A 17,034-nucleotide genomic window follows, 5' to 3' on the forward strand; every position below is an offset into this window, starting at 1 on the left:
AAGTAGGGATTCGAAGGCGTATAGCTAAAAGAAACAGTAAATTAAATGGTCCTCTTTCTTTATTTAACAGCCTTCGAACCACAATATTTTGATTCCTAGAGCGATAAAAATTAGCGGTTATCGGGGATAGAAAATGCATAAAACTATTAGCATCTTTGTGTAAGTAATGGAACTAAAAATGAAAAAAATAACTTTATTTATTACAGCAGTAGTATTAACCTTCACAGGTGCCTGGGCACAATCCCAAAAGCTGTTTCGAATTGACTACAGTGTGCTAGCCGAATCTGACGCTAAGACAGCGGAAAGCAGAGGCAATGCATTAATGACTGCTTGGGTTAACAAAGAATACTTTAGAGTAGATAATGCTGCACTAAGCGGGGTTATATACATCACGCATAAAAACGAAAACTCTTCCTTTGCATTAATACCAGATTCAGAAGAGTACCTGATTAATGACACGAACATCGAAGAGGAAGAAGAACTGTTACCGATTAAGCTTGTGGCGGGAAAGCAGAAAAAAATAGCCGGCTACAACTGTAAACTGGCACAATTAAAAGTAGACTATGGCACAGAAGAGAATGAAGAAGCTTTGATAGAGATTTGGTACACCGACGAAATACCTAGTCTTTATTGGGGAGAATTCCAATTTTTCAAACAACTAAAAGGAGCCGTATTATCATTATCGGTCGGAGGCAACGGGTTTATAGCAAGTAAAGTACAAAATGAAACATTGGATAATAGTTACTTCGAGGTACCAGATGGTTACACAGAAATGACCGGTGAAGACATGGATGCAGCCGAGACACAATTGGCCGAGGACCGTTTTCTGTACAGTGAAGAATCCGGTGAATTGTTTGGTATGAAAGACGAATCTGATAATATCATAATCGAACCGCTATATACTTACATCGGTATATTTACAGACGACAATGTCGCGCTTGCAATTGATAAAAACGAGAAATATGGTGCAATTGATAAAAATGGTAAGGTATTAATCCCATTTACCTATGAATACCTCAACTATGACGATAATACAAAGCAGTATCTATATGGTCAGAATGAAAAATATGGTCTATTGCATAAAGATGGTAAAACCTTTATACCTGCAAAATATGATATGATATCATTCTTCAACCATGGCATGGCTATGGTCACGATTGGTGAAAAAAGTGGTCTAATCGATCAAAATCAAAAAATAGTTGTTCCTATCGAACATGCGTTAATTTCTGATTATAACAAAACTAATTTTGCTACTATTGTAGATGAGGAATATGTCTTGTACAACATCACGCAAAAGAAAAGAATAGGCGAAACATTTGAATTCATCTATCTGCCTACTGAAAACAACCTCATCCTAGCGCAAAAGGATGGAAAATATGGATACATTGACGAGAACGGTAAAACACTCATTCCTTTTAAATTCACTTTTGCGAATACATTTTCGGAAAACATGGCAGCTGTAGCAGAAGATCCAGAAGCTCTAGAGATATACTATATCGACAGTAAGGGGCAACGTATTCATACTACCGAAGACTAATTTTACTTTTCAGATCTCCTCTATGCTGATCAGTTAGCATAGAGGAGATTTCCCCTCATTTCAACAGAAAGCTTTATATTCGTTGACTTATCTTCACAAATCGGGACAACTTTAGCATGGCAAAAAAGTTATTAAGGCAAGTTTCTAGGGGGACTGTATACATACTTATTATCTTTCTTTTATTCTACGGCAATCTAGTCCTAGCACAAGATCTACTTAACCAACTAAAAAAAGACTATAACAAAACTAGAGAAGCCAGTATAGAGCGATTTCAGCTGACCGGAAAATACGCACAGGCACTTTTTTTCAATAATCAACAGGACAAGGCCATAGCTCTTATAGAAGAGAATGTAGCTCTTGCTTCTAAACTTTCCGATGGTAAGTATACGGCCTACCTATATACCGTACTTGCCATGAATAATCGTATACTGGACAACGCAACAACCTCAATTGACAATATTACCAAGGCCAAACTATATGCTAAAAAAACAAAGGAAATTGAAATAAAAGGCTATGTAAAGTATGGCGAAGGCTGGTTGGCGGCTAGAAATAACAAAGAAGCCGAAGCTGTACGCAGTTTTCTTCAGGCATTACAATATTTTGACTCCTCCCCCCCTTCACCTACACTAGAGCTTCGCAAAGCTTCTGTATATAAAGAACTAACTTCCATATATGCCAATTGGAATGAATATGAATCGCAGGAAAAATACGGAAACCTATCTTTAAAGATAGCTGAAAAACAAAAGGATCCAAATGCGATCTTTGAAGCTTATATGTCTATGGGTTATATGCATGAACAACAATTCACAGCTAACCCCCATGTACAACGTTATAGAGACTTAGCTGAAAAATATTATTTGCAGGCAATAGCCGTATACAATAAAAATAAGCACTCTTTCGCCATTACTTCTAATCTGTCTTTTGTAGCCAACAACTTAGCAAATCTCTATTTACGCTTCTACCCGGAAGAGTACAGAGAGAGCGTCCAGTTCTATGCACTGTTAGCACAATCCAAGGGCTTAGAAACGGGGCAACACAATCATGTTGCTTCCGCATACGGTATACATGCTGAATTGGCTATACAAGAACAGAACTATGAAAAAGCCAAAGCCAACCTACTTGCCTCACTCGCAGAGATTAATAAAGAGCCCGTTCCTGACCAACACATACTACTTAGTATTTATGAAAACCTGAGTAATGTATCAGAGTGCGAAGGTAACAACCACGAGGCTTTACGCTACTACAAACTCTATCTAAAAACCTTTGAAGCAATTTATAACAAAGAGAAACTTGGACTAAGTAAGCGACTCGAAGCCCAATATGAAAAAGAAAAGCAAATGCAGCAACTCCAAAACCTGCAACTTGAATCCGAGAAAAAGGAACAACAGCTACAACTCATGCGGGCCCTCGGTATACAACAAAGACAGGAGCTTGAAAACCTAAAACTTCGGGAAGAAAACAACCTCAAACGGTTAGAGCTATCGCAAATGGAGGCTGAAAAACAAGGTCAGGTATTGCGTCTTTCGAAACTTGAAAGCGAGACTCGGGCCGGCGAAGCTCTGAACTACAGAAAAGAACTTTCTTACCGGGAAAATATAAACCGTTTTTTCACAATTCTGATTGGGACTACATTTTTATTATTACTACTCTTGTTTTATGCCTATAGACAACGTACGAAGCATATGCGGCAACGTGAACAGCTACATGGCTTAGCTTTGGAAAAAGAGAGGCAACGGTCAAATATAGCTACACTAACGGCAATGCTTGATGGCCAGGAGCAAGAACGTGGACGCTTAGCAAGGGATCTTCATGATGGATTAGGGGGGCTATTATCTGGGACAAAATTACATCTTTCTCATATTCGTGAAAAATCGGACGATTTTTCAAAACAGCAATTGTCAAGGTCTATCGAACAACTTGACATTGCCGTCGGTGAATTGAGACGTGTAGCACACAACCTGATGCCTGATCTATTACAGAACTATGGTCTTGAAGAGACTTTGACTGATTACGCTTCACGAATGTCGAACGATTCGACCGAAATAAATGTACAATTTTTGTACTATACATACTCCATGGATAAAGATCAAGAGTTGATTACCTATAGAGTCATACAAGAATTAGTCAACAACGCCATCAAACATGCACAGCCCCATCAAATTATCATTCAGGTTGTAGAAGAAGAGTTCCGATATATGGTTACTGTAGAAGACGACGGTAAAGGATTTGATGTCAACACGATAAAAAACAACAACAGCGCTGGATTACACAATATTAATTCCCGAGTTCGCTTTTTAAATGGGAATCTACATATACAATCAAGTTTAAACCTCGGGACCAGTGTTGAGTTTGAATTTCCAAAAAAAGAAAAATATGATTAAAATAGCCATTACAGACGATCACCCCTTGCTTTTAGAGGGGCTAAAAAATATCTTATCCCAAGAGCCAAACCTTCAGATCACCGCTTGCTACCATAGCGCAGAGGCCTTAAAGCGAGGTGTGGAAGAGACGCCGATAGATGTATTACTACTCGATATAAACCTTTCAGACAGTAATGGAATTGACTTAATAAAACCACTACTTGCAGCGTTTCCATCTATGCATATTATCATCTTGAGTGTACATAATGAATATGCTGTAATCAATACCGCGTTTCAAGAAGGCGCGCAAGGCTATATACAGAAGAATGCAGGTGTAGATGAAATACTGAACGGCATAAAAACCGTACTTCATGGAAACCGATTTAGTTGTTCCCAAACTAAAACCGTGCTAGACAAAAAGGTAAAGGACGCGCTCAGTAGTGTACCCAAGCTTACTCGTCGCGAAAAAGAAATATTAGGTGAGGCCGCCGTCGGTCTTACTACCGTCCAGATTGCGGAAAAATTGTTTATCAGTCCGCATACCGTAGAAAGTCACCGAAAAAATCTTATTGAAAAATTTAAGACATCAAATCTTAGCTCTGCAATAAAACTGGCTATCGAATATGGTCTAATTAGAGCTTAAGCTATCTGTCTTTTTTGAATCGGCGAAAAGTTTGCTTTAGCACTTATCGCCGATCAATATGCCATATTTCATGATTGGTTTTGATACGCACTTCCCCGTATCCTCCGTAATAAACCATACAGCTGCAATCTATTTAATCTTTTTCTTGATTGATTAATCTGAATGTATCTTATGGGAATAAGGCTAGATAAAAATTAAATACAACCTTTCTTAAATGTCAAACAAAATTACCTACTAATATACACCAGGGACAATCCGGGACATCGGCCATTCTGCCTACAAACAAAAAAAACAAATATAACACTCAAATACAATAAGTTAAGCTTTAAAAAACAAACACGACTACCCCTCAAAACCAGGTACACTACCCGTTTACTACCCTCAAAAAACACGTAAAACACTCCTTTATTTTGCATATTTGGTGAGCATACTGATAAAAGAGAGGAATATTATTCATGACGACACATTATAAACTTACTATTTACGAGAGATTAGAAGGTAAACTCAAAGAAGAATACCTACTTACCTCGGAGGAGATCTCTATCAACCCTATACACTTTTTACCAACAGAAAAAGATAAGCAATCTCCGAACCATTCTATTTCATCAAGATACAATAAGTTAATAACACAGATGAAAGAAGAACAAACATCTGTACTGTTATAATGGCCTTGCCCAATTCAATTGAGCATTAAATAGGCATTTCTTGTCTACTAGATTATAGTCTTCATCGTAGACAGGAAGATAAAAGAAAAAGTATAAAGGCTTTTTAATTTTCTTAACGGAAACCGACCCGCCTGTTGCCATGTCATAAAAACTGTTGACGGTCCGGAATGCTTGCCAGGAAGTAGTGGTTCCACCTGTCCCTAAATCAAACCGATGGTCTTCGGCTGATGTAAAATACCAATAACTAGGCGCCTCATCACTCACAAAAACCTCCTTATCGGCATTAAACAAGGATTCGGCCATTCCTGTCTCCTCAAACCACATCACTTCTTGATCTGCTTTGCCCAATGCAGACTTGTAAATATACTCGTCTGTCGTCACACCTACTAAAAAGCCCTCAACTCCGGTAGACCTTATTTCGAATGAAAAGCTCTTTGGTGTGAGTACATACAGACCATCCCTAGGAAACACAACCTTACCGTCCTGTATGATCTTGACATCGAGTGACTGCCCTTTGACGCTACCTAATGCCCAGATAAAAGCAAAACAACAAATCAGTTTTTTCATATACATCTTATTCATTAAATCTTTTTTCTATTGCAGTTTCAAAACTAAACGACATGCCTCGCAGTTTACGGGGCTTGATCGTTTACGATACACATCAAAATGCACCGTATTCAATATTTTATCTATAAGTGCGTCTCGGGTAGGCTTTCTATCTATTTCGACGGCCTGCATTCTAAGCTCATCCTCTTCCCCAATTTGCAACAGATAGTACCCAAAATACCCCCTCAACTCGACCACCAAGGTATCTCCTTCTAACTTCCACTGATACGTCTCTACATCGGCAGCGTAACAAGTATCCAAATTTCCTTCGTAGTAGGTATAGTCCACCGTATTATCCGATCTAAATACAAAATTTCGAGACAAACGGCACCCATCAAAATCCTTTATCACTTCCACCCCCTCTCGAATAAAACCCGACCGTTCTAACTTCCATATACCAATTAATTTAGCGGCATCTATTTCTTGCGCCACAACCTTACCATAAAACATTACGATCAGCAATAGGGCGATTCTCAAATACATCATATCCAACAAAAATACGAGTTTAAACAATACTCTCTCCTCCCTGCTTTCCGTGATTTCGACTTTCATTCTCCAGTTGAACTGACTATAATATGACGGAAAAAGTCCCTACTCTTTTCCGAAATGACTATATTTACCCTGGCTTTAGGGGTGTCCGTTGTTACGGACTGAGATAGACCCTTTGAACCTGACACGGTTGGTACCGTCGTAGGGAAAAGCAAGAACCTATCAAAGCATAATACAATTGTATTGTGGCCGACACTTCCTCAAAGCCTTTGAAACGCATATCTTTTAAATCTGGCTTACGCATGGTAAATTCTATCATTAATCAACTGGAGGAACTAAGAACACTCAATCCTCTGGTACACAACATCACCAATCTCGTTGTGATGAACAATACAGCTAATGCCTTACTTGCATTGGGTGCCTCTCCGGTAATGGCACATAGTCCTGCTGAGATCGAAGACGTGGTCGCTCTATCTAGGTCATTAGTGATCAATATTGGGACACTTAGCACCTCTTGGATCGAATCTATGTTTAAAGCCGCGTCTCATGCCAGCACCATAGGCTGCCCTTGGGTTCTCGATCCGGTTGGTGCAGGCATCTCCGTACTCCGCAATGAAGCCCTTAAGCAGCTTTTAAGCCTTCGACCTACCGTCATCCGGGGCAATGCATCCGAAATACTGGCCTTAGCCGACTTCAGTCAAGCTACCACAAAAGGCGTAGATAGTACCGCTCACAGTTCCAGTGCCCTTCATGCTGCTATTAAGCTTCAGGATAGTTATAAATCCATCATATGTATCTCTGGTGAAATAGATTATATCATCTCTGCAAACGAGATTATCGAAGTCCACAATGGCCATATCATGATGACAAAAGTTACAGGACTGGGATGTACCTCCTCAGCGCTGATCGGAGCCTTTTTGGGCCTCCGCAACGACACTGTCGAGGAAACTATTGCCGGAGTCGCTGTACTAAGCCTGACAGGCGAGCTGGCTGCACGAACCGCTAAAGGTCCCGGAAGCTTACAAATGCATTTGTTAGACGCCCTATACAACCTGGATACCGCCACCTTACAACGCGAACTTAATATACAGCGCTATGCCCGAAGAGATTAACTTTCCATATCCCCTGTATCTGGTTCTGTCCGAACAGGACTGCACAAAATTACCTTGGCTCCAGGTAGCTGAGGAAGCTATCCTAGGTGGCGTAGATATTATACAGCTGCGCGAAAAAAACACAGATTACCAGGAGTTTGTTAAAAAGGCAAAGGCGCTAAAAGAAATAACAGACAGGTATCAAATTCCTCTCGTTATTAACGACGCTGTCGACGTCGCTGCTGCCGTCGGCGCCTGGGGCATACACGTGGGACAACAAGATACGCCTCCCAGTGAGATCGTGGCCCAATACGGGACTAGGTTTCATATTGGATGGTCGATAGAATGCCTCCTACAGTTAGATTCTCCTGAGATAAAGTACGTACAGCATCTGGGCGTGAGCCCTGTCTTTCGTACGGACACAAAAAAAAACACCATTACAGAATGGGGTATCTCGGGAATAAAGCGAATAAGGGCATTAACCACCTTACCACTGGTCGCTATTGGCCATATCAACGAATCTAACATTGCGGAAGCACAACGGGCCGGTGCCTCCAGTATGGCTGTGGTATCTGCTATATGTCACAGCGATAATCCCAAAGAAACAGCATTGACTTTAAAGAGAAAAATTAAAAACAATATATTGTAATGGAAGCGAAGAAATACACCGTAGCCTCTGTACTCTCCATAGCCGGTTTTGATGGGAGTGGTGGTGCAGGCATACAAGCAGATACAAAGACCATCTCTGCTTTGGGCTGCTACGCTATGAACGTACTTACAGCTCTACCTGTGCAAAACACGCAAGGTGTCAAGAACATATACGAGATACCTACCCAAGCGATAAAAGATCAGCTCGAGACCCTATTTGAAGATATATATCCTACTGCCATCAAAATTGGCATGGTACACAGCACCATCCTTGTGGAGCTTATCGCTGATTTTCTAAAAGACTACAGGGGGCCTATTATCTTTGATCCAGTGATGGTATCTACCAGTGGACACCGACTGATACAAGCCGACACGATACAGGCTTGTATCGATAAACTATTTCCGATAGCCACATTGATCACGCCAAATCTGGACGAGGTTGCTGTCCTCATCAACGAGCAAGTGGACAGTCTAGCCAAGATGCGTATTGCCGGAGCGAAGCTCCTACAAATGGGCTGTCAAGCCGTCCTTGTAAAAGGAGGTCACCTTCCGGGCGATGATCTTTCATCCATCTTCCTGAGCGCAGGTAAGGACATCCAATTTGACACTGCAAAAATAGAGACGGACAACACGCATGGTTCGGGATGCACCCTATCTTCTGCCATAGCAAGCTATTTAGCGCGTGGTGAAGAACTTCCGACAGCAGTAGGCAATGCACTTGACTATGTCAACAAAGCCATACAAGGTAGTCAGCACTTAGCTTTAGGACGCGGCAACGGTCCACTAAATCACTTTCATAACCCCCAAAAACTCATAGTATATGACATGGACTAAGCAAGCTTGGCAGACCATACAACCCTTATATCAGCAAATATTGGATATGCCTTTTATACAGGAACTGAAAAACGGAACGCTTCCATTGGATAAGTTTCAGTTTTATATGCAGCAGGATGCACGGTATCTGGAGCACTACGGTCGGGTGCTTGCCTACCTAGGTAGCAAATGTACGGACAACAACCAAGCGTTAGACTTCTTCGACTTTGGCAAGAATGCGCTTATTGTCGAGCGGGCGCTCCATGAAAGCTATTTTATGCAATTTGGCATACATGAAGACAGTGCCAGCACAGATCTCGAACCTGTATGCCACCACTATGTACATTTCTTAAAAAGTACAGCGGCATTTGCCCCTTTAGAGGTAGCGCTAGCAGCAGTACTCCCCTGCTTTGTCATCTACAAAGAGGTTGGCGATTATATAATCAGCACGCAGACCCATGCAGATAATCCCTATAAAAATTGGATTGATACGTACAGTGGTCCTGAATTCGGAATAGGTGTAAAAAAAGCAGCCGGTTACGTTAATGCTGCTGCCGAGCGTACTACAGACGCTATTCGTAAGCAAATGCTGGACGCCTACGTAACTGCCTCCCGGATGGAATTTAAGTTTTGGGACGCAGCTTACAACAAAACAACTTGGTAAACTATACCGTCCTCTCGACCGTAGCGGAGAGATCTAGAAGCTATGTATTAACGATACACAGTCCATAGATTTCTCCACAAGGTCGAAATGACGTTCACTATCGTCGTTTTCCTATATATTTAGGAAAAAATCAACGCTTCACAAAAACGCGTTTTCAGTTGAATAAAAAGTCTTTATATTCAACGGTATATCTCTATACGCGCTTCAGAATCATAGCCGAAGCACCGCCTCCGCCATTACAGATAGCTGCTAGACCATAGGTCCCTTGCTCCTGTTCCAGCACGCTGCTAAGCGTCACGAGGATACGTGCCCCCGAGCAGCCCAACGGATGTCCCAAAGACACCGCTCCACCGTATACATTTACCTTGTTGAGATCAATGCCCAATAGCTGCGCATTAGCCAAGGCTACGACAGAAAAAGCCTCGTTGAACTCGAAGAAATCAATATCAGCAATCGTCAATCCAGCCTTTTTCAGCACCTTCTCCGTCGCTACACCCGGCGTAGTCGTAAACCACTCCGGTGCCTGTTCTGCATCCGCACAGGCAATCACCTCCACCAATGGTTTCAGTCCCAAAGCGTGCATCTTCTCTTCACTCATCAAAAGCAACACCGCGGCACCGTCACTGATTGTCGATGCATTTGCTGCTGTAACAGTCCCGTCCTTTTTAAAAGCCGGTCTCAGCGAAGGAATTTTATCGTAATTCACCTGATCAAACTCCTCGTCCTGTCCTACCGTCACATCCCCCTTACGTCCCTGTATCGTCACCGGGACAACTTCCTTTTTAAACTTACCCGCTTCCCAAGCCTCCTTACTACGCTGGTAGGAAGAAATAGCATAGGCATCCTGCGCCTCCCGGGTTATCGAATATTTATCCGCACACAACTCTGCAAATACCCCCATCGCATCCTGACTGTACGCATCAGAGAGACCGTCTTTCTGAAGTCCATCCACTAGTGTCTGATCGCCAAACTTGGCTCCCCACCTCGTTGATGTCGCATAGTATGGCGCCTGGCTCATACTCTCCATCCCTCCGGCCAGTACCGTATCGGCATCTCCCAATCGAATGGCCTGCGCTGCCAATGCTACAGCTTTCATACCGCTCGCGCAGACCTTATTGATAGTCGTTGCAGACACATTGTCGGAGAGACCTCCTTTTTTGGCGACCTGTCTAGCAGGAGCCTGTCCTAGATTAGCCTGAATAACGTTTCCCATCAGCAACTCATCCACCTCATTGGCTTCTAGCTGAATATTATTTAAAATATTTTCGACGACTTTAGCACCCAGATCTGTTGCCGATAGACTGGACAATCCGCCACCAAAACCACCTATTGCAGTTCGCTTTGCGGCAACGATAAATACTCTTCTTGACATAACGTAAAACCCTATATATGATGAATTAAAAGTTTATAATTGGGATTGCCCCAACGATCACGATAAACGAACAAATCGCTCCATTGTGATAAGTAACAAATTTAGTATTAAATATCAAAATAAATAGGAAATACAAAACATTTTTGGTTAAATTAGCAATTATCCCGAATAACTAACAAAATACTATCGGGAGGTATAACCAGTAAACTTAAACGTATATGCGGGCATCACTATTGACAGCAGAACACGAAACATTCCGAGAGACACTACGTACATTCATACGTAAAGAAATCCTTCCTCAAATCGATCGTTGGGAACAGCGAGGACAGATAGATCGCGAGATCTGGAAGAAAATGGGTAACATGGGATTTATGGGACTGAACTATCCTGAAGAATATGGCGGACTAAACCTGGACTTCTATTTTTCTATGATACTATGTGAAGAGCTTTCCCACTGTTTTTCAGGCGGATTTACTATATCCGCTTTAGTAATACAGTACATGTCAGCTCCATACCTATTTAAACATGCATCCGAAGAACTGAAGCAAAGATACCTAAGCCCTGTATTGAGCGGAGACCTCATCAGTGCCGTGGCTATCACTGAACCCGGTGCCGGATCGGATGTCCAACAGATCAAAACTACAGCGCGCCGAGAAGGAGACTATTACCTTGTCAATGGCTCAAAAACTTTTATCACCAATGGGTACTACGGCGATTTTTTCATTACTGCTGTAAAAACGAGTCCCGAAAAAGGGCACAAGGGAATCAGCCTGCTCCTTATCGACCGAAACAGTCCAGGAGTAACGGCTACCAAGATCGCGAAAATGGGCTGGTTGGCCTCAGATACTGCCGAGCTTGGATTTGACCAGGTCCAAGTACCGGTTACCCATCTCATCGGAGAGGAAGACGCGGGATTTAAGTACCTCATGGGCGGACTCCAATTGGAGCGTCTCACTGCCGCCATACACAGTCTAGCTACGGCGGAGTCGGCTCTGGATTACACTTTGGACTACATGCGACAACGCGAGGCCTTTGGCCGGAAGCTACAGGACTTTCAGGCACTACGACACCGTGTAGCTCAGATGGTCGCCGACATCACAACGACCAAAGCATTTATACAACATTGTTGCGACCTGCAACAACAGGGCGAATACGCTGTTAAAGAATGTTCCATTGCCAAATTGCAGGCCAGCGAACTCGCTGTCAGAGTTGTCAGCCAGTGTTTACAACTGTTCGGCGGCTATGGTTTTACCGAAGATTACAAGATAGCACGACTGTACCGCGATGTACGCGTAGGCACCATCATCGGAGGTACCTCTGAAATCATGCTTGAAATTATAGCTAAAATAGCTATTGATGACATTCAATACGAACCCAAAACCAATACATAAAACTATGTTGAACACTCCATTTAACTTATCCCGTATAGGCATTATTGGTGCCGGTATGATGGGGGCCGGAATTGCCTTTGAGGCAGCAAAGGCTGGCGTTAAGGTATTGCTCAAAGACGTAACTATGGAGCAGGCACAACACGGTAAATCCTATTCCGAACGTGTCTGCCTAAAGCATATAGAACTCGGAAAAATGCAGGCCGAGCAAATGGCACAGCTCCTTGCAAATATCCAACCGGTAACCGATTACGACAAATTCCACGACCTGGATATGATCATTGAGGCTGTATTCGAAGATATGGAACTTAAAAAGACGGTTATTGAAGCATCGCAGTACGGTCTCTGTCCAGAAGCCTTTTTTGCATCTAATACCACATCCCTTCTTATCAGTGAGCTGGCAAAATCAAGTCACAATCCTAAGAACTTCATAGGTATGCACTTCTTCTCGCCCGTAGACCGCATGAGGCTTGTAGAAATCATCCGTGGCGAAAAAACAAGCCCACAAACCGTAGAAAAAGCTATACAAACAGCCCATAAGTTGGGTAAAACGGTGATTGTTGTCAATGATGGCCCGGGCTTTTACACCTCTCGGGTCTTTTTCAATTACCTCCTCGAAGCGATCACCATGTTGCTGGAAGGTATGCCTGCTGAGTTGATCGAAGCAGAGGCCCGACTAGCTGGCTTCGGTGCCAGTCCACTGGCCGTACTGGATGAGATATCCCTTCCGCTGATGCTGCACGTATATGACCAACTCCCATCGCTGAGTAGCAGTCAACGGCGAGCGTACCGTTATTTAGAAACATTGATTGCTCAAGGCCGATCGGGACGTAAAGCAGGCAAAGGGTTTTATAATTATGAGGAGTCAAAAAAAATATGGAAAGATTCAACATTACCTACTACAGTCCCTATTGCCGGAGAAGGAACAATAGCCAAGAGACTCTTGCATGTCATGGCCTTGGATAGCTACCGTTGTCTGGAAGAAGGTATTTTAGACAAGCCTAGCGATGGCGATATGGGAGCTACGCTAGGCATCGGATACCCAAACCACACAGGAGGTGTGTTCCGTCATATCGATCAGGTGGGTTTACCACAGTTCGTGAAGGACTGTGAGCAATTTGCCGACAAAGGTGAACAATGGGAAATCCCGGATTCCCTACGCAAAAAGGCCGCGCAAAACTACACTTTCTATCAATGATGATAAAGTAACCCTAGGGCTACTTTATCATCAAATCTACTAAATCATTGACATCCTTAGCAATAAACATGTCGTAATCTAGGGTTGCCTCACAGATTAACCGCTGTTGCTTTTCCGAGAAAATACGCGCTAAATTCCGTTTATACTTTTCTATCAGAATCGGAATACCTTCTTCCCTACGACGGGGGTGCCCTATGGGATATTCGACCACCACTTCAGAAAGTATCGTCCCATCATTCAGCTCGACTGTAATAGCGTTAGATATCGCCCGCTTCTCCGGATTGTGATAATCTACAGTAAACTTTTTGTCCTCTATACAGGTTATCTTATCCCGCAATACATCTATTCGAGGATCTGATGACACAGCATCTTCATAGTCTTCTGCTGTAAGCCGCCCAAATAACAACGGTATAGCCACCATGTATTGAAGGCAGTGATCACGGTCTGCAGGATTATACAGCGGTCCCTTTTTATCGATGATTCGGATAGCCGCTTCATGTGTACGTATAGTGATGTGCGCAATATCTTCAGCAGTCTGTCCTCGTGCTCCGAGCGCTTCATAGAGCTGCATCGCACATTCCACTGCAGTCTGGGCATGAAACTCTGCCGGGAAAGAAATCTTAAACAGCACATTCTCCATCACATAAGAACCGTAACCTCTCTGAAAATCAAAACTTTGACCCTGAAACAAGACGTCATAAAATCCCCATTTAGGTGCAGACAACACCGAAGGGTATCCCATCTCTCCCGTTTTCGCAATTAATGCCAAGCGAACGGCTCTGGAAGTAGCATCTCCCGCCGCCCAAGACTTGCGACTCCCTGTATTCGGCGTATGTCGGTAGGTTCGCAAAGCTTGCCCATCAACAAAAGCTAAAGACACGGCATTGATCAACTCGTCTCGCGTAAGTCCTAAGAGCCGGCCAACTACAGCCGTAGAGGCTACCTTTACCAATATCACGTGATCAAGACCTACTTTATTAAAAGCATTCTCCAAGGCCAAAACTCCTTGCACCTCATGCGCCATGATCATCGCATCAAGGACCACATCCATCGTAAGGGCTTTTTGCCCCTTAGCTACATTGGTACGGCTTATCCAGTCAGCAACAGCTAAAATACCCCCCAGATTGTCAGACGGATGCCCCCATTCTGCTGCAAGCCAGGTATCATTAAAATCTAGCCAACGAATCATAGCACCAATGTTGAATGCTGCCTGTATGGGATCCAACTGATAGGAGGTACCCGGTACCTTAGCTCCCTGAGGTACAATTGTACCCTCAACCACAGGCCCCATCAACTTGGTGCACGCCGGATAGGTCAAAGCTTCAAAACCGCAGCCTATCGTATCCAAGAAGCAGTAAAAAGCAGTCCTTTTCGCTACTGTACTTGTTATCTTATAATCCAATACATAATTAGCTATATCCACTAGCACCTGATCAGGTTGAGGTCTTTCATTCGATAGTATAGAAAACATTTTCAAAATTTAAGTTTAAAGTAATATAAAATAAGAATTAACGTTGATTCAAAGGCACAAAGGCTCTATTCTCCGGACCTACATAATTTGCACTAGGCCGTATAATCTTGCCATCCTGCCGTTGTTCGAACACATGAGCCGACCAGCCCGTAATGCGCGACAGTACAAATAAAGGTGTAAACATCTCCGTAGGTATGCCCATCAGGTGGTAGGATACTGCCGAGTACCAGTCCAAGTTAGGGAACATACGCTTCTCTTCCCACATCACCTTTTCCAATCGTTCAGCGATATAGTACAAGTTCATATCCCCTGCTTCTTCCGATAGCTCTCGGGCGACACGTTTGATGACCTCATTGCGAGGATCCGAAATCGTATACACCGGGTGCCCAAACCCGATGATCACCTCCTTATTGGCCAGCCGCTGCCGTATATCTGCTTCCGCCTCATCCGGATTCGCATATCGGGTCTGTATTTCATAGGCTACCTCATTGGCGCCTCCATGCTTAGGTCCTCGTAACGCACCTATAGCCCCTGCTATACAAGAATACATATCCGACCCCGTACCTGCGATCACACGAGCGGTGAATGTCGAGGCATTAAACTCGTGCTCGGCGTAGAGATTGAGTGATATCTGCATGGCACGCACCCAAGAATCCGGTGGCACTGTGCCATGTAGCAGGCGCAGAAAATGCCCTCCTAATGTCGCATCATCGGTCTCTACAGCGATCTCACGTCCGTTTTGACTGAAATGGTGCCAGTACAGCAATGCCGATCCCATCGAAGACATCAACCGATTAGCGATATCACGGGCCCCTGCCAGCGGATGACTATCCTTTTCCGGCTGTAGACTCCCGAATACCGAAACATAAGTACGCAATACATCCATCGGGTGCGATGTCGTAGGCAACTGCTTTAGTACCTTTTGTATCGCAATAGGTAATCCGCGCTGACTGAGTAGTTGGGTCTGGTACGCATTAAGCTGCGCCTGCGTGGGCAGTGTACCGTAGATCAACAGGTAGGCCACCTCTTCAAAAGTAGCCCCATCCGCTAGCTCCAGGATATCATATCCCCTATAGTGCAGATCATTACCTGTCTTCCCCACGGTACTCAAGGCCGTATTTCCTGCAGCCACGCCCGATAGCGCGACACTTTTCTTCGGTTTAAATCCTTGTTCGTTAGTCTCGTTCATCGTATTTAGTTTTGAAAAGGTTATCTAATCGGTTTTCATATGCATAATAGTCTATACTGCGGTACAACTCTTCGCGTGTCTGCATATCCTGGAGTACGGCCTGCTGTCCTCCATCTTTACGGATATGTTCATAGACCTGCGTTGCCGCTTTATTCGCCGCCCGGAATGCCGATAGCGGATACAGAACAATCGAAACACCTGACTCACGCAACTGCTCGACAGTAAATAACGGTGTCTGCCCGAATTCTGTAATATTGGCCAGTATCGGTAGCCCTGTTGCTGATGCGAAAGACCGATAATCCGCCATATCGAGTACCGCCTCGGCAAAGATAAAATCAGCTCCAGCCTCCTTATAAGCCAGTGCCCGCTCTATCGCCCTGTCTACCCCTTCCGAAGCGATAGCATCAGTACGGGCACCGATCACAAAATGAGCATCCGTTTTTGCATCTACAGCCGCTTTGATACGATCACACATTTCGGTAGCCGATACCAGCTCCTTACCCGGGCGGTGCCCACAGCGCTTGGCTCCGACCTGATCCTCCATATGTACGGCGGCGGCCCCTGCTTTTATCAGCGACTTGATCGTACGAGCCACATTGAATGCCGATGGCCCAAACCCCGTATCAATATCCACCATAAGCGGCAGGTCGCATACATTCGTAATGCGGTCTACATCAATAAGAACATCCTGTAAGTTGGTAATACCCAGATCGGGTATACCCAATGAACCGGCAGCAACGCCACCTCCCGATAAATAAATAGCTTGAAATCCGGCCTGTTGGGCCAGCAGGGCATGGTTGGCATTGATAGCGCCGACCACCTGCAAAGGTTTTTCCTTTTCAATAGCTTCCCTAAAAAGAAGCCCTGGAGAGTTTATCATATAATTGGATATTGAACGAC

16 protein-coding genes and 1 riboswitch are annotated in these 17,034 nt (G+C 43.8%); of the genes, 10 read left to right on the forward strand and 6 right to left on the reverse strand.

The features are described 5' to 3' along the window. Window positions 1-178 precede the first annotated feature (178 nt). The 4 genes from G7B18_RS13775 to G7B18_RS13790 all read left to right on the forward strand — a co-directional run bounded on the left by G7B18_RS13775 (window position 179) and on the right by G7B18_RS13790 (window position 5,205). Entirely contained in the window at window positions 179-1,537 is a 1,359-nt protein-coding gene (locus tag G7B18_RS13775; RefSeq protein WP_164112410.1) for a WG repeat-containing protein, read from the forward strand. 116 nt (window positions 1,538-1,653) lie between these two features. Next, window positions 1,654-3,918, forward strand: coding sequence for a sensor histidine kinase (locus tag G7B18_RS13780; RefSeq protein ID WP_164112411.1), 2,265 nt, complete (start codon window positions 1,654-1,656; stop codon window positions 3,916-3,918). Further along, on the forward strand, window positions 3,911-4,540 hold the full coding sequence (locus tag G7B18_RS13785) for a response regulator transcription factor (RefSeq protein ID WP_164112412.1): 630 nt from the start codon (window positions 3,911-3,913) through the stop codon (window positions 4,538-4,540). Before G7B18_RS13780 ends, G7B18_RS13785 begins: the two co-directional genes overlap by 8 nt. A gap of 455 nt (window positions 4,541-4,995) precedes the next feature. Continuing rightward, the gene (locus G7B18_RS13790; protein ID WP_164112413.1) at window positions 4,996-5,205 is read left to right on the forward strand and encodes a hypothetical protein; all 210 of its coding nucleotides are present in this window, start codon (window positions 4,996-4,998) and stop codon (window positions 5,203-5,205) included. On the opposite strand, the gene G7B18_RS13795 is transcribed toward G7B18_RS13790, so the two are convergent. Together G7B18_RS13795 and G7B18_RS13800 are read right to left on the reverse strand one after the other, a co-directional pair. Continuing rightward, window positions 5,200-5,772 carry a hypothetical protein gene (locus G7B18_RS13795; RefSeq protein WP_164112414.1) on the reverse strand — a complete coding sequence of 191 codons (573 nt, stop codon included), beginning with the start codon at window positions 5,770-5,772 and terminating at the stop codon, window positions 5,200-5,202. The two genes, G7B18_RS13790 and G7B18_RS13795, sit on opposite strands and share 6 nt — an antisense overlap. Window positions 5,773-5,799: 27 nt before the next feature. Continuing rightward, window positions 5,800-6,363, reverse strand: coding sequence for a lipocalin family protein (locus G7B18_RS13800; protein ID WP_164123124.1), 564 nt, complete (start codon window positions 6,361-6,363; stop codon window positions 5,800-5,802). A gap of 67 nt (window positions 6,364-6,430) precedes the next feature. Next, window positions 6,431-6,525: riboswitch (TPP riboswitch) on the forward strand. A 77-nt stretch (window positions 6,526-6,602) separates the two neighbouring features. Here G7B18_RS13800 and thiM point away from each other — a divergent pair. Genes thiM through G7B18_RS13820 form a run of 4 tightly spaced genes read left to right on the forward strand, consistent with a single transcriptional unit; the run spans window position 6,603 to window position 9,516 of the window. Next, window positions 6,603-7,412: a hydroxyethylthiazole kinase gene (thiM, locus tag G7B18_RS13805; RefSeq protein ID WP_164123126.1), complete on the forward strand. Its 810-nt coding sequence runs from the start codon at window positions 6,603-6,605 to the stop codon at window positions 7,410-7,412. Further along, window positions 7,396-8,040, forward strand: coding sequence for a thiamine phosphate synthase (gene thiE, locus G7B18_RS13810; RefSeq protein WP_164123127.1), 645 nt, complete (start codon window positions 7,396-7,398; stop codon window positions 8,038-8,040). Before thiM ends, thiE begins: the two co-directional genes overlap by 17 nt. Next, complete coding sequence (gene thiD / locus G7B18_RS13815; RefSeq protein WP_164112418.1) at window positions 8,040-8,873, forward strand: bifunctional hydroxymethylpyrimidine kinase/phosphomethylpyrimidine kinase; 834 nt, start codon at window positions 8,040-8,042, stop codon at window positions 8,871-8,873. Before thiE ends, thiD begins: the two co-directional genes overlap by 1 nt. Continuing rightward, window positions 8,860-9,516 (forward strand): TenA family protein, encoded by a 657-nt coding sequence (locus G7B18_RS13820; RefSeq protein WP_164123128.1) that lies wholly within the window; start codon window positions 8,860-8,862, stop codon window positions 9,514-9,516. The genes thiD and G7B18_RS13820 overlap by 14 nt, the downstream gene beginning before the upstream one ends. Window positions 9,517-9,709: 193 nt before the next feature. Here the strand turns inward: G7B18_RS13820 and G7B18_RS13825 are convergent, their stop codons facing one another. Continuing rightward, window positions 9,710-10,888 carry a thiolase family protein gene (locus G7B18_RS13825; protein WP_164123130.1) on the reverse strand — a complete coding sequence of 393 codons (1,179 nt, stop codon included), beginning with the start codon at window positions 10,886-10,888 and terminating at the stop codon, window positions 9,710-9,712. 218 nt (window positions 10,889-11,106) lie between these two features. On the opposite strand from G7B18_RS13825, the gene G7B18_RS13830 reads away from it, so the two are divergent. Together G7B18_RS13830 and G7B18_RS13835 are read left to right on the forward strand one after the other, a co-directional pair. Beyond that, entirely contained in the window at window positions 11,107-12,279 is a 1,173-nt protein-coding gene (locus G7B18_RS13830; RefSeq protein ID WP_164123132.1) for an acyl-CoA dehydrogenase family protein, read from the forward strand. Between the two features lie 4 nt (window positions 12,280-12,283). Then, on the forward strand, window positions 12,284-13,474 hold the full coding sequence (locus G7B18_RS13835; protein WP_164112422.1) for a 3-hydroxyacyl-CoA dehydrogenase family protein: 1,191 nt from the start codon (window positions 12,284-12,286) through the stop codon (window positions 13,472-13,474). A 19-nt stretch (window positions 13,475-13,493) separates the two neighbouring features. Here G7B18_RS13835 and G7B18_RS13840 read toward each other — a convergent pair whose 3' ends face one another. The 3 genes from G7B18_RS13840 to prpB are packed head-to-tail and all read right to left on the reverse strand — an operon-like array spanning window position 13,494 to window position 17,014. Then, entirely contained in the window at window positions 13,494-14,945 is a 1,452-nt protein-coding gene (locus tag G7B18_RS13840) for a bifunctional 2-methylcitrate dehydratase/aconitate hydratase (RefSeq protein WP_164112423.1), read from the reverse strand. 37 nt (window positions 14,946-14,982) lie between these two features. Beyond that, the gene (gene prpC, locus G7B18_RS13845; RefSeq protein ID WP_164112424.1) at window positions 14,983-16,134 is read right to left on the reverse strand and encodes a 2-methylcitrate synthase; all 1,152 of its coding nucleotides are present in this window, start codon (window positions 16,132-16,134) and stop codon (window positions 14,983-14,985) included. Continuing rightward, entirely contained in the window at window positions 16,121-17,014 is an 894-nt protein-coding gene (gene prpB / locus G7B18_RS13850; protein WP_164123133.1) for a methylisocitrate lyase, read from the reverse strand. Before prpB ends, prpC begins: the two co-directional genes overlap by 14 nt. Window positions 17,015-17,034 lie beyond the last annotated feature (20 nt).

Source organism: Sphingobacterium sp. xlx-130 (assembly GCF_011007405.1).
Lineage (GTDB): Bacteria > Bacteroidota > Bacteroidia > Sphingobacteriales > Sphingobacteriaceae > Sphingobacterium > Sphingobacterium luzhongxinii.